This window comes from Pseudomonas knackmussii B13 (assembly GCF_000689415.1).
GTDB lineage: Bacteria > Pseudomonadota > Gammaproteobacteria > Pseudomonadales > Pseudomonadaceae > Pseudomonas > Pseudomonas knackmussii.
On the sequence record NZ_HG322950.1, the window covers coordinates 4,281,598 to 4,303,624 of the forward strand.

At 66.6% G+C, this 22,027-nt stretch carries 24 protein-coding genes; 13 read left to right on the forward strand and 11 right to left on the reverse strand.

Annotation, left to right across the window (positions count from 1 at the left end):
• Positions 1 to 9: 9 nt before the first annotated feature.
• From PKB_RS20075 to PKB_RS20095, 5 genes are all read left to right on the forward strand, one after another.
• Positions 10 to 828 carry an alpha/beta fold hydrolase gene (locus PKB_RS20075; protein WP_043253861.1) on the forward strand — a complete coding sequence of 273 codons (819 nt, stop codon included), beginning with the start codon at positions 10 to 12 and terminating at the stop codon, positions 826 to 828.
• Between the two features lie 2 nt (positions 829 to 830).
• Entirely contained in the window at positions 831 to 1,391 is a 561-nt protein-coding gene (locus PKB_RS20080; protein ID WP_156958144.1) for a peptidylprolyl isomerase, read from the forward strand.
• A gap of 75 nt (positions 1,392 to 1,466) precedes the next feature.
• Complete coding sequence (locus PKB_RS20085; protein WP_043253864.1) at positions 1,467 to 3,299, forward strand: ABC transporter ATP-binding protein; 1,833 nt, start codon at positions 1,467 to 1,469, stop codon at positions 3,297 to 3,299.
• Between the two features lie 151 nt (positions 3,300 to 3,450).
• A complete protein-coding gene (locus tag PKB_RS20090) occupies positions 3,451 to 3,915 on the forward strand; it encodes an REP-associated tyrosine transposase (protein WP_043253866.1) in 465 nt (154 codons plus the stop codon).
• A 273-nt stretch (positions 3,916 to 4,188) separates the two neighbouring features.
• Positions 4,189 to 4,455 (forward strand): DUF2790 domain-containing protein, encoded by a 267-nt coding sequence (locus tag PKB_RS20095; protein ID WP_043253868.1) that lies wholly within the window; start codon positions 4,189 to 4,191, stop codon positions 4,453 to 4,455.
• An 81-nt stretch (positions 4,456 to 4,536) separates the two neighbouring features.
• Here PKB_RS20095 and PKB_RS20100 read toward each other — a convergent pair whose 3' ends face one another.
• A complete protein-coding gene (locus tag PKB_RS20100; protein WP_043253869.1) occupies positions 4,537 to 5,664 on the reverse strand; it encodes a GNAT family N-acetyltransferase in 1,128 nt (375 codons plus the stop codon).
• Positions 5,665 to 5,852: 188 nt separating this feature from the next.
• Between PKB_RS20100 and PKB_RS20105 the strand changes: the two genes are divergently transcribed.
• The gene (locus PKB_RS20105; RefSeq protein ID WP_043253871.1) at positions 5,853 to 6,104 is read left to right on the forward strand and encodes a hypothetical protein; all 252 of its coding nucleotides are present in this window, start codon (positions 5,853 to 5,855) and stop codon (positions 6,102 to 6,104) included.
• Here PKB_RS20105 and PKB_RS20110 read toward each other — a convergent pair.
• Positions 6,101 to 7,129, reverse strand: a complete 1,029-nt coding sequence (locus PKB_RS20110) for a glycosyltransferase family 4 protein (protein WP_043253874.1) — start codon at positions 7,127 to 7,129, stop codon at positions 6,101 to 6,103. The two genes, PKB_RS20105 and PKB_RS20110, sit on opposite strands and share 4 nt — an antisense overlap.
• Complete coding sequence (locus tag PKB_RS20115; protein WP_043253876.1) at positions 7,126 to 7,938, reverse strand: UDP-2,3-diacylglucosamine diphosphatase; 813 nt, start codon at positions 7,936 to 7,938, stop codon at positions 7,126 to 7,128. Before PKB_RS20115 ends, PKB_RS20110 begins: the two co-directional genes overlap by 4 nt.
• Before the next feature lie 124 nt (positions 7,939 to 8,062).
• On the opposite strand from PKB_RS20115, the gene PKB_RS20120 reads away from it, so the two are divergent.
• The 3 genes from PKB_RS20120 to PKB_RS20130 all read left to right on the forward strand — a co-directional run bounded on the left by PKB_RS20120 (position 8,063) and on the right by PKB_RS20130 (position 10,113).
• Positions 8,063 to 8,827, forward strand: coding sequence for a helix-turn-helix transcriptional regulator (locus PKB_RS20120; RefSeq protein WP_043253878.1), 765 nt, complete (start codon positions 8,063 to 8,065; stop codon positions 8,825 to 8,827).
• A 64-nt stretch (positions 8,828 to 8,891) separates the two neighbouring features.
• A complete protein-coding gene (locus tag PKB_RS20125; RefSeq protein ID WP_043253880.1) occupies positions 8,892 to 9,233 on the forward strand; it encodes a tRNA-binding protein in 342 nt (113 codons plus the stop codon).
• Positions 9,234 to 9,264: 31 nt separating this feature from the next.
• Positions 9,265 to 10,113, forward strand: a complete 849-nt coding sequence (locus tag PKB_RS20130; protein ID WP_043257551.1) for a DMT family transporter — start codon at positions 9,265 to 9,267, stop codon at positions 10,111 to 10,113.
• Positions 10,114 to 10,426: 313 nt separating this feature from the next.
• On the opposite strand, the gene PKB_RS20135 is transcribed toward PKB_RS20130, so the two are convergent.
• The 3 genes from PKB_RS20135 to PKB_RS20145 form a co-directional block, all read right to left on the reverse strand.
• Positions 10,427 to 10,912: a hypothetical protein gene (locus tag PKB_RS20135; protein ID WP_043253881.1), complete on the reverse strand. Its 486-nt coding sequence runs from the start codon at positions 10,910 to 10,912 to the stop codon at positions 10,427 to 10,429.
• A gap of 127 nt (positions 10,913 to 11,039) precedes the next feature.
• On the reverse strand, positions 11,040 to 12,035 hold the full coding sequence (rfaD, locus tag PKB_RS20140) for an ADP-glyceromanno-heptose 6-epimerase (protein ID WP_043253883.1): 996 nt from the start codon (positions 12,033 to 12,035) through the stop codon (positions 11,040 to 11,042).
• Positions 12,036 to 12,141: 106 nt separating this feature from the next.
• Positions 12,142 to 12,426 (reverse strand): Rdx family protein, encoded by a 285-nt coding sequence (locus PKB_RS20145; RefSeq protein WP_043253885.1) that lies wholly within the window; start codon positions 12,424 to 12,426, stop codon positions 12,142 to 12,144.
• 66 nt (positions 12,427 to 12,492) lie between these two features.
• Here PKB_RS20145 and PKB_RS30375 point away from each other — a divergent pair, with 66 nt between their 5' ends.
• On the forward strand, positions 12,493 to 12,621 hold the full coding sequence (locus PKB_RS30375) for a hypothetical protein (RefSeq protein ID WP_277914509.1): 129 nt from the start codon (positions 12,493 to 12,495) through the stop codon (positions 12,619 to 12,621).
• Between the two features lie 31 nt (positions 12,622 to 12,652).
• On the opposite strand, the gene PKB_RS20150 is transcribed toward PKB_RS30375, so the two are convergent.
• The 5 genes from PKB_RS20150 to recQ all read right to left on the reverse strand — a co-directional run bounded on the left by PKB_RS20150 (position 12,653) and on the right by recQ (position 20,098).
• A complete protein-coding gene (locus tag PKB_RS20150; RefSeq protein WP_052355338.1) occupies positions 12,653 to 14,728 on the reverse strand; it encodes a motility hub landmark protein FimV in 2,076 nt (691 codons plus the stop codon).
• A gap of 282 nt (positions 14,729 to 15,010) precedes the next feature.
• The gene (slyA, locus tag PKB_RS20155; protein WP_043253887.1) at positions 15,011 to 15,445 is read right to left on the reverse strand and encodes a transcriptional regulator SlyA; all 435 of its coding nucleotides are present in this window, start codon (positions 15,443 to 15,445) and stop codon (positions 15,011 to 15,013) included.
• Between the two features lie 93 nt (positions 15,446 to 15,538).
• On the reverse strand, positions 15,539 to 16,555 hold the full coding sequence (locus tag PKB_RS20160) for a DUF2804 domain-containing protein (protein WP_043253889.1): 1,017 nt from the start codon (positions 16,553 to 16,555) through the stop codon (positions 15,539 to 15,541).
• 94 nt (positions 16,556 to 16,649) lie between these two features.
• Positions 16,650 to 17,807, reverse strand: a complete 1,158-nt coding sequence (locus PKB_RS20165; RefSeq protein ID WP_043253892.1) for a GGDEF domain-containing protein — start codon at positions 17,805 to 17,807, stop codon at positions 16,650 to 16,652.
• Positions 17,808 to 17,959: 152 nt separating this feature from the next.
• The gene (gene recQ, locus PKB_RS20170) at positions 17,960 to 20,098 is read right to left on the reverse strand and encodes a DNA helicase RecQ (protein ID WP_043253895.1); all 2,139 of its coding nucleotides are present in this window, start codon (positions 20,096 to 20,098) and stop codon (positions 17,960 to 17,962) included.
• Positions 20,099 to 20,261: 163 nt separating this feature from the next.
• On the opposite strand from recQ, the gene PKB_RS20175 reads away from it, so the two are divergent.
• From PKB_RS20175 to lapG, 3 genes are all read left to right on the forward strand, one after another.
• Positions 20,262 to 20,849: a UPF0149 family protein gene (locus PKB_RS20175; protein WP_043253898.1), complete on the forward strand. Its 588-nt coding sequence runs from the start codon at positions 20,262 to 20,264 to the stop codon at positions 20,847 to 20,849.
• A gap of 10 nt (positions 20,850 to 20,859) precedes the next feature.
• Positions 20,860 to 21,261 carry a YbaN family protein gene (locus PKB_RS20180; protein WP_043253900.1) on the forward strand — a complete coding sequence of 134 codons (402 nt, stop codon included), beginning with the start codon at positions 20,860 to 20,862 and terminating at the stop codon, positions 21,259 to 21,261.
• Between the two features lie 61 nt (positions 21,262 to 21,322).
• A complete protein-coding gene (lapG, locus tag PKB_RS20185; RefSeq protein WP_043253902.1) occupies positions 21,323 to 22,021 on the forward strand; it encodes a cysteine protease LapG in 699 nt (232 codons plus the stop codon).
• Positions 22,022 to 22,027: the final 6 nt, after the last annotated feature.

Sequence of the window (22,027 nt, forward strand, 5' to 3'; positions counted from 1 at the left end):
GAAACCCGCATGCCTTACCTGCACCATGACGGCCAACGCCTGTACTACGAAGTCAGCGGCCAGGGCAGCCCGGTCCTGCTGGTCCACGGGTTGGGCTCGAGCAGCCGCGACTGGGAGTTCCAGGTCCCCGAGCTTGAGGCCCGGCACCGGGTGATCGCCGTCGACGTACGCGGCCACGGCCAGTCCGACAAGCCGCGCGAGCGCTACAGCATCGCCGGCTTCGCCGCCGACGTGGCGGCGATGATCGAGCACCTGCGCCTGGCGCCGGTGCACCTGGTGGGAATCAGCATGGGCGGTATGATCGGTTTCGAACTGGCCACCCGTCATCCGGAGCTGCTGAAGAGCCTGACCATCGTCAACAGCGCCCCGGAGGTGAAGCCACGCACCCCGCGCGAATACCTCGAAGTCGCGCGCCGGCTGTTCCTCGCCCATGTGCTGGGGCTGAACACCGTAGGCAAGGCCCTCGGCAAACTGCTCTTCCCCAAGCCGGAACAGGCCGACCTGCGCCGCAAGATCGAACAGCGCTGGCCGCAGAACGACAAGCGCGCGTACCTCTCCAGCCTGCACGCCATCATCGGCTGGGGTGTGCAGGAACGCCTCGGGCGCATAACCTGTCCAACGCTGGTGATCAGCGCCGACCGCGACTACACCCCGGTGGCACTCAAGCAGGAATACGTGCAACGCCTGCCCGACGCGCGCCTGGTGGTGATCGAGGACTCTCGCCACGCCACGCCGCTGGACCAGCCCCAAGTGTTCAACCGTACCCTGCTCGACTTCCTCGAGCAGGTCGATCACTTCCAACACCCTCAGGAAACTTCCGCAAAATGACCCTGTTCAAACGCTTGCTGCTTGCCGCCTGCTCCCTCGTCCTGGCCACCTCGGCGCTCGCCGCGGACGCGACGAAGCCGCACGTGCTGCTGTCCACCACCCTGGGCGAAATCGAAGTCGAGCTCGACGCAGCCAAGGCGCCGATCAGCGTGAACAACTTCCTCGCCTATGTGGACAAGGGCTTCTACAACGGCACCATCTTCCACCGCGTAATCCCGGGCTTCATGGTCCAGGGCGGCGGCTTCACCGAGAACATGCAGGAGAAGGACACTGCAGCGCCGATCAAGAACGAGGCCGACAACGGCCTGGTCAACGAGCGCGGCACCCTGGCCATGGCCCGCACCAGCGAGGTCGACTCGGCCACCAGCCAGTTCTTCATCAACCTGACCGGCAACGACTTCCTCGACCACGGCCAGCGCGACTTCGGTTACGCCGTATTCGGCAAGGTGGTACGCGGCATGGGCGTGGTCGACCAGATCGCCAAGGTCCCTACCACCAACAAGGGCATGTACCAGAACGTACCCAGCGAGCCGGTGGTCATCCTCTCCGCCAAGCGCCTGTAAGCCTCACCGCTACGCCCGCCTGACGGAGGCTGAACCTGCGGGTCCAGGACGGACCCGCGACACACGAGAGACATCATGCTTTACCGCCGTTTCGAAAAGCTCATCGACCCCTTCCGCAGCGCCCCCGAACACATGCCGCCGGCCGAGGTGGTGCGCTTCTACATCTTCTACCTGCGCCAGGTCTGGCCGATCTTCTCGGTGCTGCTGGTGGTCGGCCTGATAGTCGCGCTGATCGAAGTGGCGCTGTTCAGCTACCTGGGGCGCATCGTCGATCTGGCGCAGAACACCAAGCCCGCCGAGTTCTTCAGCCTGCACGGCAAGGAACTGCTGTGGATGGCCGTGGTGGCGCTGATCCTGCGCCCGCTGTTCAACGCCCTGCACGACATGCTGGTGCACCAGAGCATCAACCCCAGCATGACCAACCTGATCCGCTGGCAGAACCACCGCTACGTGCTCAAGCAAAGCCTGGGCTTCTTCCAGAACGACTTCGCCGGGCGCATCGCCCAGCGCATCATGCAGACCGGCAACTCCCTGCGCGACTCGGCGGTGCAGGTGGTGGACGCGCTCTGGCACGTGGCGATCTACACGATCAGCGCGCTGGTGCTGTTCGCCGAGGCCGACTGGCGGCTGATGATTCCGCTGACGATCTGGGTGATCGGCTACATCGGCGCCCTCGCCTACTTCGTGCCGCAGGTGAAGCGCCGCTCGGTGGCCGCCTCCGACTCGCGCTCGAAGCTCATGGGGCGCATCGTCGACGGCTACACCAACATCACCACCCTCAAGCTGTTCGCCCACACACGCCAGGAAGAGGACTACGCCCGCGAGGCGATCGACGACCAGACCCGCAAGGCCCAGGGCGCCGGCCGCGTGGTGACGTCGATGGACGTCAGCATCACCTTCATGAACGGCCTGCTCATCGCGGGCACCACGGGCCTCGCGCTGTGGCTGTGGAGCCAGGGACTGATCAGCGTCGGCGCCATCGCCCTCGCCACCAGCCTGGTGATCCGCATCAACAACATGTCCGGCTGGATCATGTGGGTGGTCGGCGGCATCTTCGAGAACGTCGGCCAGGTGCAGGACGGCATGCAGACCATCTCCATCCCTCGCCAGGTGGTGGACAAGCCTGGTGCGCAGCCGCTGCAGGTGCCCCACGGCGAAGTGAATTTCGAGCACGTCGACTTCAGCTACGGCAAGGGCAACGGCCTGATCCAGGGCCTCGACCTGGTAGTGCGCCCGGGCGAGAAGATCGGCCTGGTCGGCCCGTCCGGCGCCGGCAAGTCGACCCTGGTCAACCTGCTGCTGCGCCTCTACGACCTCGAAGGCGGCTGCATCCGCATCGACGGCCAGGACATCGCCAGCGTGACCCAGGAAAGCCTGCGCGCGCAGATCGGCATGGTCACCCAGGACACCTCGCTGCTGCACCGCTCGATCCGCGACAACCTGCTCTACGGCCGCCCCGGCGCCAGCGCGGAGGAACTGCAGGAAGCGATCCGCAAGGCCCGCGCCGACGAATTCATCCCGCAGCTGTACGACGCCCAGGGCCGCACCGGCCTCGACGCGCACGTCGGCGAACGCGGCGTGAAACTCTCCGGCGGCCAGCGCCAGCGCATCGCCATCGCCCGCGTGCTGCTCAAGGACGCACCCCTCCTGATCCTCGACGAAGCCACCTCGGCGCTCGACTCGGAAGTGGAAGCGGCAATCCAGGAAAGCCTGGAAACCCTGATGCGTGGCAAGACGGTAATCGCCATCGCCCACCGCCTCTCTACCATCGCCCGCATGGACCGCCTGGTAGTGCTGGAGCACGGCCGCATCGTCGAGAGTGGCAGCCACGCCGAGCTGCTCGAACACGGCGGCCTCTACGCCCGCCTGTGGCGGCACCAGACGGGCGGGTTCGTCGGGGTGGATTGAACAGTAGGCGTCCCTTGTAGGAGCGCGCCATGCGCGCGATCGCGGGCATGGCCCGCTCCTACAGAGATTCGGAGCCATCCCACGGAGGATAACGCTCTCATTTCGGGCGCCACTCGCGATAGTCGGTCCGTCATCTTCGAGGACCGCCGCCATGAACAAGCATCCTCTCGGCCACTCGGCCCTACGTAAGGGTCGAGTATCCGTTGACCACATGGTCTACCTGGTTACGACCACCACACTGCACCGACAGCCCCGCTTCCAGCATTTTCCTTCGGCCTGCACTGCTGCCCGCTGCTTCGAAGACCAGATCCTATTGGGCGATAGCCGCATGCTGGCCTGGGTTCTCATGCCCGATCATGTGCATTGGCTGATTCATCTGGGAGAGGGCCAACAGCTCGCTAGCATCATCAATCGTTTGAAGTCTTCCAGTGCTCGTAAGGTGAACCAACAACTGAACAGCGGGGGCACGTTATGGGCATCCGCCTACCATGATCGGGCACTGCGCCGGGATGATGACCTGCGCTCTGCTGCGCGTTACCTCGTGGCAAATCCCCTTCGTGCAGGGCTCGCCAGACGTATTGGCGAGTACCCCTTCTGGAATGCGGTGTGGTTGTAGGAGCGCGCCATGCGCGCGAATCGCGGGCATGGCCCGCTCCTACAGGTGGAAAGGTGGCCGACCTGCGACAAACCGCCACATCACCCCCGTCGATCTTCATTAGCAAGCACATCAATTTCTGTGGCCGGGCAAAGGATGGTCATATCTGTCCCACGCCCCGCTGAGCCGTGGAAGCCTGACGCATCGCCCCCTGTCCGACCCCGGACCCGACGACAGACATTGATGCCAGCGCTCCAGGCGGGGCTACCCCACTTCGCTATGAGGACATCCAGAATGAAGATTGCATCTGTCGTATCGGCGTTGATTACCAGCCTCGCTCCCATGGCCTTCGCACAGGACGTGGTGAAGGAGCCGGGCCGGGAGATTCCGACCGAGGAGTACCACTACGGCATGCAGCTGGACATCGACAAGGTCCTGCACCGCACCGACAACTCCGAGAAGGTCGGCATGGTGCCCGCCTACCTCGTATACCTGGATCACGATGGCGCGCCGCACCGCGTGCGCTTCCTCGAATGGGGCGGCAAGGCGAGCCACGCCTGAGCCCCGAACGCGCATCGGTCCCTGGCCGTTTGGCCCCCCGCGAGCCAGTTGTAGCGGCCGGGGACCGGTCTTTAATCCCGTCTACGGAACCTGCCGATACGGCAGCGCCGCCCTCGCCTCTTCGGCGTAGGCGCGAATCCCCACCCGCTCTTGGGCGAGGAAGTCACTGACCGCCACGCGCAAGCCCGGGTGGCCGAGGCGGTGCCAGGATCGCGTGATCACCGGCTCGAAGCCGCGGATCAGCTTGTGCTCGCCCTGCGCGCCCGCATCGAAGCGCCGCAATCCGGCAGCCATGGCGTATTCCAGGCCCTGGTAGAAACACGTCTCGAAATGCAGGCGGTCGAAGTCCGCCAGGCAGCCCCAGTAGCGTCCATACAGTGTCTCGCCGTCGACCAGGCTGAATGCCATGGCCACCGGCCGCCCGTTGCGCCGCGCGAACACCACGCGGATCGCTTCGGGCATGCGCTCGGCCAGCAGGCTGAAGAACGTCCGCGTCAGGTAAGGCGCCTGCCCGCGCACTTCGTAGGTGCTGGCGTAGCAGGCGTAGACGAAGTCCCAGTCCGCCTCGCTCAGCTCGGCGCCTTCCATCCAGCGGAAGTCCATGCCCTGCCCCGCGACCTGCTCGCGCTCCTTGCGCAGTTGCTTGCGCTTGCGCGAAGCCAGGGCGTCGAGGAAGTCCTGGAAATCCCGGTAGCCGCGATTGAACCAGTGGTACTGGCAGCCCAGGCGCTCCAGCCAGCCGTCCTGCGCGGCGATCAGGGCATCGGCGCGGGAATCGGTGAAGTTCACGTGGATACCCGACCAGATGCCCTCTTCGACGCCTTCGCCAAGCACGCCGAGCAGCTCTGCCAGCGCACCTTCCTCGCCGAGCAGGCGCGCACCGCCTACCGGCGAGAACGGAATGCCCACCAGCAGTTTCGGGTAGTAGCGGATGCCGGCGCGCTCGCAGGCCTCGGCCCAGCCCCAATCGAATACGTACTCGCCATAGGAATGCGCCTTCACGTAGGCCGGCACCGCTGCGAGCAGGCGACCGTCATCGCCGTGCAGCAGGTGATGCGCCGGGCGCCAGCCGGTGCGCGCGCCGACGCTGCGGCTGTCCTCCAGGCTGGAAAGGAAGGCGTGGCGCAGGAACGGCTGGGCGTCGGGCAGCAGGGCGTCCCACTGGCCGGCGTCGAGATCGCTGAGGCGGGAAAGGCGATGGATAGGCATGCGCGACAGTCTGGCGCGAGCGCTGGCGGAAGGAAAGCGGCGAACCCTTCGTCGCCCTTCCCTTGTGTATGCGACTCGCTGTTCTAAGGTGGTGGGGCGCGAAAGCACAGGCCCCGCCAAACCGCGGGACACTCCTGCCGGAGCGGCGCCAGGTGGTGCGGCTTCGGCTTCGATGCGAGGTCCACCCCATGCAAAGCCTGCAATGCACCCATCGCGACTACACCGTCATCGCCCGCGTCTTCGAGCATCCGGGGCTGCCCACGCCCTGGGCCGGCGGTTGCCAGATCATCGCCCCGGACGGCCGCATCAGCCGCCGCCAGACCCTACCTACGCAGATGGCCTATATGGCCGATCTGGATGCCGCGCAGCACGCGTCCATCGCCCACGGCAAGTGGCTGGTCGACCAGAGCTTGTCCGGAGAACGCGAGCTGTTCGGCTAGTCCGCAAGGACCGAGGCTTCGCCCCCCAGCGGAGCCTCGACCAGCGGCCGCTGCAGGGCCAGGAACTGCTGCGCCGAGTAGCGCCAGGACTGCTCCTGCGCCCAGGCCGCGCAGGCGTGGCGGTCCAGCGTCAGCGCGCGACGGCAGGCTTCGCCCAGGTCCGGGTCCATGGCGCCGGTCAGGCCTTCCACCAGCACGTCCAGCGGCCCAGGCACCGGGAAGGCAGCCACCGGCGTGCCGCAGGCCAGGGCTTCGTACATCACCAGGCCGAGTGTGTCGGTCCGCGAAGGGAACACCAGCACGCTGGCCGCGCGATAGGCTTCGGCGAGTTCTTCGCCATGGCGATAGCCGAGAAACTCGACCTGTGGATAGCGCGCCTGGAGTTCAGCGCGCTGCGGACCGTCGCCGACCACCCGCTTGCGACCCGGCAGGTCCAGGTCGAGGAAGGCTTCCAGGTTCTTCTCCGGCGCCACGCGACCGACGTAGAGGAATACCGCCTCGCCTTCGGGCGCGGCAGCTGGGCTGAACAGGCCGTTGTCCACACCCTTGCGCCACAGCGCCAGGTCGCTCACGCCCCACTGGGCAAAGACACCGCGCATGCGTTCGCTGCTGACCATCACCGCCGAGCTCGGCGCGTGGAAGCGGCGGATCACCGCATAGCCCAGCGCCAGTGGCAGCCAGGGCCAGCGGCCGTGCAGGTATTCGGGGAAACGTGTATGGATCGCCGAGGTGAAGGCCAACCCGCGACGCCGTAACCAGCGCCGCGCGGACCAGCCCAGCGGACCTTCGGTGGCCAGGTGCACGCTGTCCGGGGCGAAGGCTTCGATCTTCGCGCCGACCCGCCAGAGGTCCCAGACCAGGGGGATTTCCGGGTAAGTCGGACAAGGCCGGCTGCGGAATTCCTGTGGCGACAACACGGCCACGGTGTGCCCCATGGCCTCGAGTTCGGCGACCAGCGCACGCAGGCTGGTGACCACGCCATTGACCTGCGGTGCCCAGGCGTCGCTGACGATCAGCAGCCTCATGCTGCCGACTCGGCCACGACCGGCGCTTCGGCAAGCTGGGCCTGTTCCTCGGCCAACCGGTATAGCTGGATGCTGCCATCCCAGTGTTCGATCAGCGCCGAGCAGGACTCTACCCAGTCGCCACAGTTGAGGTACTCGACCTCGCCGATGCGGCGGATCTCGGCATGGTGGATGTGGCCGCAGACCACACCGTTAAGGCCACGCTTGTGCACCTCGTGGGCGATGGCTTCCTCGAAGTCGCTGATGAAGTTCACCGCGCTCTTGACCTTGTGCTTGAGGTACGCCGACAGCGACCAGTAGCCGTAGCCCCAGCGGCTGCGCCAGTGGTTCAGCCAGCGGTTGAGGGTCAGGGTGAACTCGTAGGCGGAGTCGCCGAGGAAGGCCAGCCACTTGTGGTAGCGGGTGATGACGTCGAACTGGTCGCCGTGGATCACCAGCAGGCGGCGGCCGTCGGCGGTGGTGTGCTCGATCTCGTCGACCAGGCGGATGTTGCCCAGCAGCAGCGTCGAGTAGCGGCGCAGGAATTCGTCGTGGTTGCCGGTGACGTAGATCACCTCGGTGCCGCGCTTGCTCATGGTCAGCAGGCGGCGGATCACGTTGGTGTGCGCCTGCGGCCAGTAGATGCCGCCGCGCAGTTTCCAGCCGTCGATGATGTCGCCGACCAGGTAGACGCGCTCGGCGTGGTAACGCTTGAGGAATGCCGCCAGGTGCTCGGCCTGGCAATCGCGCGTGCCCAGGTGGACATCGGAAATCCACAGGGTGCGCACCCGTTGTTTCTTGGTCGGGGTCAGGCGTTGGGCGCTGGTCATCGGCGGGCTCCGGCGGGGTTTCACCGATTGTCGGCCGCTGCGGTGACCCGATCATGACGACGCTGCGACAGTCCCGTGACAGCGCGCTTGGCGCTAAACTGGCCACCTGCCCCCGGAGTCCGCGATGAGCCAGATCCTCTCCCTGCGCCACTACAGCCACGAATACCTCGCCCACAGCCATGACCATGCGCAGCTGGTGCTCGGGCTGTCCGGCGACCTGGAATTCGAGGTCGGCGGCCACGGCAGTCGCGTCACCCGCCAGCGCTTCGCGGTGGTGCCGCGCGGCACGCACCACGCCTGCGCCGCGCCCACCGGCAGCCATTGCCTGGTGTTCGACCTGGAAGACGAAGACCTGCTGCTGCGCGGCCTCGGCGAGCACGCCGACAGCATCCGCCGGCTACTCGAACGCCCGGCCGCGCTGCAACTCGATCCGGCCCAGGGCCAGTTGGTCCACTGGCTCGCCAACAGCCCCCTGCAAGACCCGGTGATCGAGCGCCAGGGCGCCCTGCTGCTGCTCGCCAGCCTGGCCCGCGCCGAAGCCGTCGGCGAATCAGCGACACGCCTGCCGTTGGCCAGCCTGGACAGCTACATCGACCGGCATGCCGGGCATCCGCTGCAGGTGGCGGACCTTGCGCGGCTCGCCGGGCTGTCCGCCGCGCGCTTCCACGCCCGCTTCCTCGCCGAGACCGGGCAAACGCCCATGGACTACGTGCGCCAACGCCGCCTGCAATTGGGCCGCGAACTGCTTTGCAACACGCCGCTGGCCGTGGGCGAGATCGCTGCGCAGGTCGGCTATGCCTCGCAGAGCGCCTTCACCGCCGCGCTGGCCCGCGAGTTCGGCCTTACGCCGCGACAGATCCGCCGCGAGGCGCGCGACAATTCCCGCTAGTCCCTCGACAGACAAGCACCGCGCCAGGCCCTAGACTGCCGCTCCATCGAAAAGGAGAACAACGATGTCGGCAGACACCATCGAGTGGCAGGATTTCGAGCGCGTCGAATTGCGCGTGGGCACCATCGTCCACGCCGAAGCCAATGCGAAGGCGCGCAAGCCGGCGTACGTCCTGCAGGTCGACCTCGGCCCGCTGGGGCTGAAGACCTCCAGCGCGCAGATCACCGCGCACTACGCCATCGAGGCACTGATCGGCCGGCAGGTGCTGTGCGTCTGCAATTTCGCACCCAAGTCGATTGCCGGGGTGCGCTCCGAGGTGCTGGTCACCGGGGTCTACGACAGCGACGACAAGGTGGTGCTGGCCGGCTTCGACAAGCCGCTGCCCAACGGCGCCCGCCTGGCCTGAGGTTGCACGACGAGCAATGCGTGTTCCCCAGCTGACGCCCCGCTCGGCCCTGTTCGGCCTGCACATTGGCGCCCTGATGTTCGGCCTGACCGGCGTCTTCGGCAAACTCATCCTCGCCGGCCCGCTGGTGATCGTCTTCGGCCGCGCACTCTTCGGCGTACTGGCCCTGGGCGCAGCCTTCGCCGGGCACATGGCCGCGCAGCCGCGGCCAAGCGCGCACCAGGCGGCCATGCTCGTCGGCAGCGGCGTGTTGCTGTGCGCGCACTGGCTGACCTTCTTCCTCGCGGTGAAGGTCGGCAACGTCGCCGTGGCGACCCTCGGCTTCGCCAGCTTCCCCGCCTTCACCGTGCTGCTCGAAGGGCTGCTGTTCCGCGAGCGCATCCGCCGCAGCGAGTATCAGGTGGTCGCGCTGGTGTGCCTGGGCCTGGTGCTGGTGACGCCGAACCTGGACTTCAGCCAGGGCGCCACCGCCGGGTTGCTCTGGGGGATCGTCTCGGGTCTGCTGTTCGCCCTGCTGTCGCTGGCCAACCGCGTCAGCGTGCGTGGGCTCGACCCGGTCTTCGCGGCCTTCGCGCAGAACCTGACGATCCTCTTCTGCCTGCTACCGTTCGCCGTCGGCCAACTGCCGCAGGTGCGCGCCCTCGACTGGCTGTGGCTGGTCCTGCTCGGCGTGCTCTGCACGGGGGTGGCGCACAGCCTGTTCGTCGCCAGCCTGCGGCTGATCAAGGCGCGCACGGCGGCAGTGATCTTCGCCCTGGAGCCGGTCTATGGCATCGCCTTCGCCGCCATGCTGTTCGGCGAGCAGCCGAGCCTGCGCATGCTCGCGGGCGGCGCGCTGATCATCTTCGCCACCTTCCTCAGCGCGCGCAGCGCGACCTAGCTCCTCGCAGGAGCAACTGTCTTCTGGGTTATTCCCCTTCGGGCCAGCGCAAGCGCTGTTCGCGATGGAGCCGCGTCCCGCGTTCGCGGGAGTGACGGGATTAAGATTCGTTTTCTCCTGCGTCATCCCCGCGAACGCGGGGACCCAGCAAGCACACAGGAGCGCGCTTGCTCGCTAACGAACTGCGCGCAAAAAAGAAGGCCGCCTCGCAGCGTGCGTAACCCGAATCCTTGCCCTGGGGAGGGATTGCCAAGGACTCACCGCACGACAGCCTGCGAAGCGGCCTGTTCGGTTCCGGCGTGAAGCCGGGAAATCAGTTGACGCTATAACCGCGCCCGTTCAGGCACGCGCCCAGCGCGCGGCGGTATGTATCAGCGACCGCAGGCGGTGGCGCCTGGGTGGATGCCGCCGGATCGAAGCCGCTCTGGCCCACGGCCCAGGTGTGGCACTCGTAGCGATCGCGGCTCTGCTGATCGGGGTTCTGCCCGCGCGCCGGATAGGCGATCACGTCGTAGCTCACCCCTACCGGTGCCTGCTGCACGGCAGGCGGCGGCTGTACCACAACGTACTGACGACGGTCGGCGTTCCACAGGTAGTAGGTGCCGGCGGCAACGAAATACAGGGCGCTGCCGATCCACAGGGACCGCGCATAGTCCGGCAGACCGTGTCCGTGGCCCGGTCCCCAGCCGTGGTAATGCGGCGGCGGACCGTACCCTGGCGGCGGACCCGCCATGGCAGCAGCCGAGACACTCAGGGCCAGCACACAGCAGATCGACTTCAGCGCAGCGCGCGACGGCATCTTCGTTGACTCCTCAAGACACGGGCGCCAGCGCGCCCGCCATTCGTGAGGACAATGATCGCGCGATCGCCCTGCCTTGGTTGTCAGCGCTTGGTAAAGACTTGGTAAAAACCGCAATACAAGGCGTTCAGGCCTCCTCTTGAAGCAGCCAGCGGCAATAGCGATCGACGCCCTCTTCCACGTTCAGCATCGGTCCGCGGAAGCCCGTTTCGCGCAGGAAGGAGATGTCCGCGCAGGTGTAGCACTGGTACTTGCCGCGCAGGCTGTCGGGAAACTCGACGTATTCGAGCAGGCCCTGGCCGATGGCCTGTTCGAGGCTCAGCGGCTGTTGGTCCTGCTGTGCACGCAGGCTGTTGATGACCGCCAGCGCCACGTCGTTGAACGGCTGCGCCCGGCCACTGCCGAGGTTGAAGATGCCACTGTGGTGCGGGTTGTCGAGGAAGTGCAGGTTGACCCGGGCGACATCCTCCACCGACACGAAGTCGCGCAGATGGCCGCCGGCCGGATAGTCGCCGTACTCGCCGAAAAGCTGCACCTTGCCCCGCTCGCGGAACTGCCGGAAGCAGTGATAGGCCACCGAGGCCATGCGCCCCTTGTGCTGCTCGCGCGGGCCGTAGACGTTGAAGTAGCGCAGGCCGACCACCTGGGTGCGCACCTGCGGCAGCACGCGGCGTACGCGCTGGTCGAAGAGGAACTTGGAGTAGCCGTAGACGTTCAGCGGCTTCTCGTGATCGCGCATTTCGCGGAAGTCGCGCCCACCACCATAGACCGCAGCCGATGAGGCATACAGGAACGGGATGCCCAGCGTCAGGCTGGCCTGCAGCAGGTCGCAGCTGTAGCGGTAGTTGTTGTCCATCATGTAGCGCCCGTCGCTCTCCATGGTGCTGGAGCAGGCGCCCTGGTGGAACAGCGCGCGGACCACGCCGAAACCGCCCCTGGCGTAGCGCGTGACGAAGTCGCGCTTGTCCAGGTAATCGGTGATCTCGCAGTCCGCGAGGTTGCGGAATTTGTCGCCCTCGGTCAGGTCATCCACCGCGATGATGTCGGTCTCACCACGCAGGTTGAGCGCCTTGACCAGGTTGCTGCCAATGAAGCCGGCGGCGCCGGTGACGATGATGCTCATGTGGGAACACTCCCTTGTAGAGAATGGAGTGCACACAGGCTATTCCGAGCATCGCCATCAGGCTTTGACGCAAGGCAATAAAAGTTAGCTAGCTAACGTTATTTCCTCATGAGCGGTCGTTATGGCCGAGATCGCGCTGCGGATCGATGCGGTCGCGCACCCGCTGCTTGAGCACCTTGGCCTCGGGGAAACCGCCGTCGGCCTTGCGCTCCCAGATCTGCTCGCCGTCGCAGGTGATGCGGAACACCCCGCCGGTGCCCGGCTCCAGGGATACCCGGCCGAGGTCGTCGGCGAAGGTGCTGAGCAGCTCCTGGGCCAGCCAGGCGGCACGCAGCAGCCACTGGCACTGGGTGCAATAGGTGATGACGACTTCGGCTTTGGGCTGGCTCATGACAAGGACTTCCACTGGGAGGGGGGACCTATGATAGCGGCCCGGGATGATCGACCGGCCCCCGACATGCGCCGCATGCTGTTCGGCTGCCGCCCCAAGCAAGACAGCCAGGCACGCGGTCCGGTTGATGCCGCGGTACCGATCCTGATCGGTCTTGCCAAAGCCGATACGCTGGCAAAAAAAGCCCGGCGCTAGGCCGGGCTGGGGAACATCAAAGGGAATGCGTTCAGGCGATGCGCGCCAACAGCTCGCGCGCTTCTTCGCGTTGGTGAGAGTCGCCGTCCTCGAGCACGCGCTTGAGGATGCGGTAGGCCTGCTCCAGGTCGCCGCGATCGATGCAGGCCCGCGCCTCGTCGAGGCTGGCCAGCAGCTTGTCCTGCTCGCCGCTGACGACCGGGCGTGACGGCAGGCCGAAGGCGCCGGCGTGCTCGCCGTCGAGATCGAACTCGGTGACCTCCGGCAGCTCGCGCAGGTTGCTGCGGAAGTCTTCCAGCACCGGCTCGGCTGCCGCCTTGGCTTTGGTCGATGCGGTTTTCGGCGTCTCGAAGGGGTCCAGGGCACTCCAGTCGAGGTCCATCGGCAGATCGCCGAGGTTCAGCTCGTTGTCGCCGAGCATCGGCTGCTCTTCCTGGACCGGCTCGGCGACGATTTCGTCCAGCTCCAGCCCTTCCCAGTCGCCGAGGCTGTCGCTGATCGCCACGCTCTCCTCGCGCTCCAGCATGGCCGGGTAGCGCGTCTTCAGCTGATCGATCTGCTTCTGATCGCCGCCCATGGCCACCAGGGCCTTCTCCTGCTCATGGAAGGCGCCGACCTCGCCGAGTTCGGCCAGGACCAGCAGCAGCTTCATGCGCAGCTCGCGGCGCTCGGGTTCGGCGACGATGGCCTTGAGCAGCATGTCGCGGGCCTGGCCGAAGCGGCCGTAGGCGATGTAGATGTTCGCGCCTTCCAGGCTGTCGCTGCTGGCCGTCGGCAGCTTGGCCAGCGAAGCGTCGCTGGTGACAGGTGCGACGGGGGCGGCGACCGGAACGCTGACCGGCTTGACCACCGGCGCCGGCCGCACCGGTTGTTGCGGCGGCAGGCTGGCGGCGGCGGCCTGTACCCGCGGCGGCTCGGTGGCTTCCGGCTTGCGCCGGCGACCGTAGAGGACGCCCAGCAGCAATGCGGCGCCGAGAGCGGCTGCCCAGGGCCAGTAGCGAACCAGGCCTTCATCCGGCGCAGCGCTGGGTGCCGGAGCAGCTGCGGCAGGAGCCGGTTTGGCAACGACCGGCGCTGGTGCTGGTGCCGGCTGCGCCGCCGCTGCCGCCGCCTGACGTTGAGCCAGCTGCGCTTCCAGGGATTGCACCTGCTGGTCGCGGCTTTCCAGGGTCTGCTGCAGGGTATTTAGCTGCTTCTGCAAGTCATCCATGCGCTGGTTGAGCTTGTCGCGCTCGGCACTCATGTCGGCCAACTGGCTCTGGGCCTGGTCGACCTGTTGCTGAGTCGCTGCAGCAATGGCCGGCGCTGCAGGGGCACTCGGTGCGACCGGGGCTGCGCTGGCGGCTGGCGGCGTTCCGGCAGCGCCCGCGGTCGTGCTGGCGGGTGTCAAGCCGGCGGGCAGCACCAGTGTCTGGCCGATCCGCAGGCGATGGGGATTGCCACCGACGAAGGCCTGCGGATTCAACTGCTGCAACTGCGCCATGTAGGTGTGACGGGACACGCCTTGCCCCGCCAGGCGGCCGGAGATGCTCCACAGCGAATCGCCGCTGACCGTGGTGTAACGGCCATCGCCGGGAGTGGCCGCGACCGCAGGCTTGCTGGCCTTGCGCGGCGCGGCGTCATGCGAAACCGGGCGGGTGCTGGACGCGTAGCTGTCGGCGCGCTCGGGGCGGGTGTCCGCATAGCTGCTGTAGCTGCGCGTTTCGCTGTAGCCCGGCGGATCGAGCAGCAGCGTGTACTCGCGCATCAGGCTGCCGTTAGGGCGCTCAACCTCGACGAGGAAATTCAGATAGGGCTCGCGCACCGCCTGGGTGGAAACCACATGGATGTAGCTGCGGCCGCCACGGATCACCGGGGTGAAACGCAGGCTCTGCAGGAAGGTCGGGCGGTCGACGCCGAGTCGCTCGAAGGTGGCGGCGTTCGCCAGGTGGGCGACGAGCTCCTCGGAGGTCAGGTCGCCGACCTGAAGCAATGCGATCTCGGCATCCAGGGGCTGGTTCAGCGCGGAACGCAGGGTGATGTCACCCAGTCCCAGCGCCTGCGCCTGTGAAGCCATGACGGCCGAGAGCACGGCCATTGCCAGCGGCAAGCGGTTGATTCGAGCCATAGTCGCCACCCCAGTTCAGTCCAGGTTCCTTGGCTTCCATGCCACTTGCACGCGGTCGGTTGGCGTTCCTTGCATCCATTTGCCGCGACGAATTACCTATTCGCGCGCGGCGCCGATACCGGCCCGTTGCTATCACGATTTAGGTGCTGGTCCGGGTGCGGTCAAGACGACTCGTCGGAAAACCGACAATTAGGTAGGCCGGGCCTGCGCCTAAATGAAAGACGGCCCATAAAGGGCCGTCAGATATTTGGCTAGCTTACTCGAAATACTGTGAATGAGTGCTCAATTCTTTTCCAGGTTGCAGAGGATCTTCGAGAGGATCTTCTGACAGACCGCAATGTCCTCTTCGTCGATCCCAGCCAGCACGTCGTTGCGCACGCTGGCGGCGATGCTTTCGATATCGGCGATAAGCACATCGGCCTTGGGCGTCAGGCAGATGCGCTTTGCCCGGCGATCCTCCGCCACCGCCTGGCGGCGCACCAGGCCCTGGGCTTCGAGGCCATCGAGCAGGCGCGCCAGGGTCGGGCCTTCGACGCCGACCGACTGCGCCAGTTCGCGCTGGGTGGGAATACCGGAGTTGCGGGCCAGGTGCAGCAGCACCAGCCAGCGCGCCTGGGAAAGGCCCAGGTGACTGAGGCGACGGTCGAGCTCGGCGCGCCAGGCACGGGACGCTTGAGCCAACTGGGTACCGAAGTAGTGCTTATCTTTATCGGACATTGTGCAACGCATTTTCGGGCTAATTGATTTGGCTAATTATTAGCCGGCTAATCAAGGCCGTACAATGACATATTGTCGCAGGGACGCTTTGCCTCACCATTTGGCGTACTGGTCCTCGACAAACCCCCATAGATTGTCGATCGGCAGCACAGGCTGTCCGAACGGTCGCAGCTCGCCGCTGAAGCGTCCGAATATCTGCCGGAAATTGCTGGCAAGAATGCCAAGATTCAGGCGCTCACGGTGCAGGCCGTGGGCCTCGAAACGCAAGTCGACCTGGCCGTCGAAGGAGCGGATGGCCCAGGGCGACATGTCGCGGTCACGGTCGAATTCGAAGCGCACGCTATCGACCTTCAGCAGTTCGCCGTCGAGCCAGAAGCAGTTCTCGGTGAAGCTCGTCTCGTTCACCCCGCACGAGAGGTTCAGCCCCACCCGCCTCCCCTGCGCCTCGCCGGACAGGCAGGCCCAGTTCCAGAAGGTCTCGCGGCGCATGTAGCCGGCCGACCAGTCGTGGTGGGCGAATGCGTCGATGGCTCGCAGATCGAAGTCGCCCAGCGCGCTGCGCACCTCGCCGCTGCAGCGCACCCCGGCAACCTTGCGCGCATAGACCCAGCCGTTCACCGCGGTCGGCGTGCACAAGCTCATGGGGTTGAATACCGGGTCCTGCTCGTTGAAGCGCGCGTCTATCCGCGTGCCGTCGTCCAGCTCCACCAGCAGGCGTTTCTCCAGCGGGTTGCCGACATTCTCCAACCGCAACAGATTGCGCCCCTGGCGCAGTTCGCATACGCCTTCGTCCGGCGTCTGCGAGAAGTTCGTCCCCAGCCCCAGCGGACACTTGAACTGGCGCTCGATCATGCGCCCGCTCAGCGGGTGGTAGAGGTAGACGAAACCGATGGCCACCAGGCTCAGCTCGGCGAGCGCGCAGCCGCCGATCAGCGTCGGGCTGATCAGGCCGAAGTACTGGAACTGGTGGAAGTTGCGCCACTTGCTCAGCGCACCGAGCTTGCGGCCCATCGGCGAGCGGTAGTCGAAATCGCGGTAATTGATGTGCTGCGGGGTCTGCTCAAGGATGCCGTAGTGCGGCTGGCCGTTGGCCTGGATCAGTTGCTGCATGCTCGCGCGCTCGCTGCCGGGGTGCGGCGCATGCTAGCACCGGCCCCGCGGCCCACGCAGTCACCGCCGGCGCCAGCTGGAGGGACCGAAGGCGTCAGGCCACCACCTGGTTGCGGCCGAACGCCTTGGCCTCGTAGAGCGCGCGGTCGGCATGCGCGTAGATCGCCTGCAGGCCCACCGAAGTACCGGGCACCAGGCAGGAGATGCCGATGGACAGGGTCACCTCCGCCGCCGTGCTCGAACCCTCGTGGGGAATGCCCAGGCCCTGCACCGCCTGGCGCAGCACCTCGGCGCGCTGCCGCGCCTCGTCGCCGTCGGCACCATAGAGCAGCACGGCGAACTCCTCTCCCCCCAGGCGAACGGCCATGTCCAGCGGCCGCCGGGCGCTGTCCTGCAGGGCCCCGGCGATGCGCTGCAGCGCCTGGTCACCGGCCTGGTGGCCATAGCGGTCGTTGTATGCCTTGAAGTGGTCGACGTCGCACAGCAGCAGCGCCATCGGCGTCTCGTCGCGCTGCGACTGGCGCCACAGGCGTTCAAGCTGGCGATCGAAGCTGCGCCGGTTGCGCAGGCCGGTGAGCGGGTCGTGCTCGGCCATCACCCGCATCAGGCGGCTGACCAGGAAATGCTCGCGGGACTTGTACTCCAGCAGGTAGCAACCCACTGCGCCGACCAGGTTGCCGAGCAGCAGGAACACCAGGTTGTTGAGCAGCTTGGTCGGTGGCAGGCCGGCGTACAGCTCGCAGCCCAGGTAAGCGAGCAGGATCAGCGTGGCCGAGCCCAGCGCCTCGGAGAAGCGCAGCCCGACCAGGAAGTAGGCGGCCATGCTGACCACCAGCAGTCCCTCATAGGGATAGCCGGGGTCGACCCGATGGGCGATGCCGACCACCGCGGCCGCCCCTATCCCCACCGCGAGGATGCAGGCGATGCTCAGCGGCACCATCAGGCGGACGAAACGCCGGTGCAGGATGAGCCCGCCGCAGACGATCAGCAGCACAAGCACCACGCCGCGCACGGCCAGCATGGTCCAGTGTTCGGCACCGGGAATCAGCAGGAAGTCGACGGCGGCCAGCGCCAGCCAGGCGAACATGGCGAACCCCAGTGCGCTGCACTTGAGTTCGAAATTGTCTTCCAGCAAATAGCTGCGGTACTCGCTCTCCAGGGCGGAGGCGAAGCGCAGGCGGCGAAAGCCCCGGGAGAGCTGTTCGGCATAAGGATTGGAGCGAACGTCGTCGAGCCAGGCATGCAGTTGCATGAATACCTCTTCTTCCGGAGGTTCTCGCGCCACCTTAGCGGTTGGCGACACACGTCACAAGTTTGTCGCGAAAGGGCGTCACTTCCTTGGCAGCCATCAAATGGCCAGTAATTTCTTAAGACCTTTCTAGCCGGCACCTTCGCCAGCTTCCGTCAGGCTTCCAGCTCGGCCTGCAGCGCAGCGCGGACGCAGTACAGCACGCCCTGGGGCACACGACCGGCGAAACGCTCGGCGATCGCAGCCACCGGCGGCAGCTCGCCGTCTTCCTCGAGGAAAGCGTCCTGCACGTCGGCCAGCAGCGCCTCAGGCAGGTCGAGGGCTTCCTCCAGGCTCAGCTGCTGGGCGGTGATGGCCTCGGCCAGCAGGCTGTAGACATTTTTCTCGGTGCAATCCAGCTGGCGGGCGATCTGCGCCGGAGTCATGCCGGCGCGGGCCAGGCTGACCAGCTCGTGGCGCAGGTCCGCCGGCGGCGTGGCGGGCGCCGCCGGGGAATCGGTGAGCACGTCGAGGAAGGCCTGGCCGTAGCGCTCCAGCTTGCGCGCGCCGACGCCGCTGACCTGGGCCATGTCCGACAACGAGCGCGGCTGGCTGCGCAGCATTTCCAGCAGGGTGGCATCGGGGAAGATGACGTACGGCGGCACCGCATGCTCCTCGGCGAGCTTGCGTCGCAGGGTGCGCAGGGCCTCCCACATCTGGCGTTCCTCGGCCCGCACGAGCTGGCTGGCCGGGCTGGCGCCGCCGGAGGACGAAGACTTGCTCCGTTGCGGCTTCGGATCGCGGCGCAGGGCCAGCGTCTCCTCGCCGCGCAGCAGCGGGCGGCAAGCCTCGGTCAGGCGCAGGCTGCCGAAGCCTTCCAGGTCCACGTCGGCGAATCCACGGGCGACCAACTGGCGGAACAGGGTCCGCCATTCGTCTTCGGCGCGCGCCTTGCCGATGCCGAACACCGCCAGGTGCTGGTGGCCGAGGCTGCGCACCTTCTCGGTATCCTTGCCGAGCAGGATGTCCACCAGGTGGCCGACGCCGTAGCGCTGGCCGCTGCGGTAGATGGCCGACAGCGCCTGGCGGGCAGGCTCGGTGGCATCCCAGGTCTCGACGCCGTCGACGCAGTTGTCGCAGTGCCCGCAGGGGTTGGCCATCTGCTCGTCGAAATAGGCCAGAAGCGCCTGGCGCCGGCAGCGCGTTTCCTCGCAGAGCGCCAGCATGGCTTCGAGCTTGTGCCGCTCGATACGCTTGTGGCGTTCGTCGCCCTCGGAGTTCTGCATCATCTGCCGCAGCAACAGCACGTCCTGCAGGCCGTAGGCCATCCAGGCATCCGCCGGCAGGCCGTCACGGCCGGCGCGGCCGGTTTCCTGGTAGTACGCCTCCAGGCTCTTGGGCAGGTCGAGATGGGCGACGAAGCGAACGTTCGGCTTGTCGATGCCCATGCCGAAGGCGATGGTCGCCACCATGATCAGCCCCTCTTCGTTGAGGAAGCGTTTCTGGTGGAACGCGCGCAGCTCGTTGGACAGCCCGGCGTGGTACGGCAGCGCCGGGAAGCCCTGGCCGGAGAGGAACTCGGCGACCTCCTCGACCTTCTTGCGCGACAGGCAGTAGACGATGCCGGCGTCGCCACGGCGTTCGCTGAGGAAGCCCAGCAACTGCTTGCGCGGCTGCTCCTTGGGCACGATGCGGTAGAAGATGTTCGGCCGGTCGAAGCTGGAGAGGAACTGTTCGGCGTTCTGCAGGTGCAGGCGCTGGATCATCTCCTCGCGGGTGCGCATGTCCGCCGTGGCGGTCAGGGCGATGCGCGGCACGTCCGGGAACAGCTCGGCGAGCTGGCCCAGTTGCAGGTATTCGGGACGGAAGTCGTGGCCCCACTGCGACACGCAATGCGCTTCGTCGATGGCGAACAGGCCGATGTTAAGGCGCTGCAGGAAGGCCAGCATGCGCGGCTGCACCAGGCGTTCGGGCGCAAGGTACAGCAGCTTGATCTCGCCACGTTCCAGGCGCGCGGCGATGTCGCGCTGCGCCTCGGGGCTGAGCGAGGAGTTCAGCGCCGCCACCGGCACGCCCAGCTCGTCGAGGGTGGCGACCTGGTCTTCCATCAGCGCGATCAGCGGCGAAACCACCACCGTCAGGCCCTCGCGCAGCAGCGCCGGGACCTGGAAGCACAGCGACTTGCCGCCGCCGGTGGGCATCAGCACCAGCGCATCGCCACCGCCGGCCACGCGCTCGATGATGCGCGCCTGGTTGCCGCGGAAGGCGTCGTAGCCGAATACGTCTTTGAGAATGCGCTGTGCCTGGTCGAGCATGGGGGTCTCCGAATCGAGGCGCGCATTATACGCAAGCGGCCAGGCGCTGCCCGGTCAGCCGTCGCGGAGCGTTCGCCGAATGCCGCCACCCCGCGCTGCTGCTGGCCCGCAGGGCGCGGAAGGACTACAATCCCGCTCCTAATTCCCGCCGAGGTAGTAACCGATGTCCTTCGCCGACCAACTGGCCCGCCTGCAAGCCTTTCTCGATGCCGATGACCTGCACGAGGAAGCCTTGGACTACATCGCGGCCCACGGTTACCTGACCGCCTTGGCGATCTGCCCGGAACAGGTCCCGGAGCGCGAGTGGATCGACGCCCTGTTCGCCGAGCCGCCGCACTACCGCAGCGACGCCGAGCGCGAAGAGATCGAGGGCACCCTGCAACAGCTCGAAGCGCACATCACCCGTGTGCTGGCCAGCGACGAAGAGCTGGAGCTGCCCTGCGAACCCTACCTGGGCGACGAGCCGGACGACTCCGATATCCGCGGCTGGTGCATCGGCTTCATGGAAGGCGTGTTCCTGCGTGAAGCGGTGTGGTTCGAGCAGGCCGAGGAAGAAGTCAGCGAACTGCTGCTGCCGATCATGGTCGGTTCGGGCCTGTTCGACGAACAGCCGGAATTCGACGAGATCGCCCGCGACCGCCACCTGGTGGACGACATGGTCGCGCAGATCCCCGAACTGCTGACCAACCTGTTCCTGCTCTGCCAGGCTCCGGAAGAAAAGCCGGCGCTGCTCAAACCCCGCCAGCACTGATCCACCGTCGATGACGCGGCCCATCCGCCGTCATCGCCACGCCTGGGTGCGCTACCTGTTGCTGGCCGTTGGCTGGCTGAGCGTCGCCCTGGGCGTGGCCGGGATCTTCCTCCCTCTGCTCCCGACCACCCCTTTCCTCCTGCTCGCCGCCGCCTGCTTCATGCGCAGCTCGCAGCGTTTCTACGACTGGCTGGTGCTGCACCCGCGGCTCGGTCCGTGGATCGCCGACTACCTCGAAGGCAACGGCATCCCGCTCAAGGGCAAGCTCTATACCCTGGCGCTGATGTGGGCGAGCATCGGGCTTTCCTTCTACCTGCTGCCGCACCTCTGGGCCCGCGTGTTCATGCTGACCAGCGCGGTCCTGGTCAGCCTCTACATCCTCCTGCTCGTGAAGACCCGCCGCCTCGGCTGAGCATCGGCAGAAATGGCCGAGAGCCACTAGACTCTGCGCATCCACCGTGGAGGCGTGGCAGATGGCGCGGTACGCAGGCATCAGTAGATGGCAGAGCACCGCCCGGAGCCTCGTCGTTCTGTGGGTGGGCGCCCTGCTGCTGAGCATCGGCCAGGCCGGCTGGGACTTCGACGCCATCCTCCGCAACGCCGAACAGCAATGGGGCGACCTGGGCCCCGCACGCCAGCGCATCCGCGACTGGGGCGAGCTGCTCGAACGCAGCCAGAACCTCGACGAGTCTGCCAAGCTCAAGGCCGCCAACGACTTCTTCAACGCCAGCCTCGCCTTCCGCGACGACATGAGCGTCTGGCACCAGACCGACTACTGGGCCACGCCGATAGAAGCGCTGTACAAGGGCGCCGGCGATTGCGAGGACTATGCCATCGCCAAGTACGTGACCCTGCGCCAGCTCGGCATCCCCAGCGACAAGCTGCGCATCACCTACGTCAAGGCCCTGCGCCTGAACCAGGCGCACATGGTGCTCACCTACTACGCCACGCCCGGCGGCGAGCCGCTGGTGCTGGACAACCTGATCCCGCAGATCCGCCCCGCTTCCCAGCGCTCGGACCTGCTCCCGGTCTACGCCTTCAATGCCGAAGGCCTCTGGCTGCCGGGCCCCGGCGGCGGCAAGCGCACCGGCAGCAGCAAGCAGCTGTCGCGCTGGCAGGACCTGTTGACCAAGATGCGCGCCGAGGGCCTGATCCTCGACGAGACGCGCTAGGAGGCA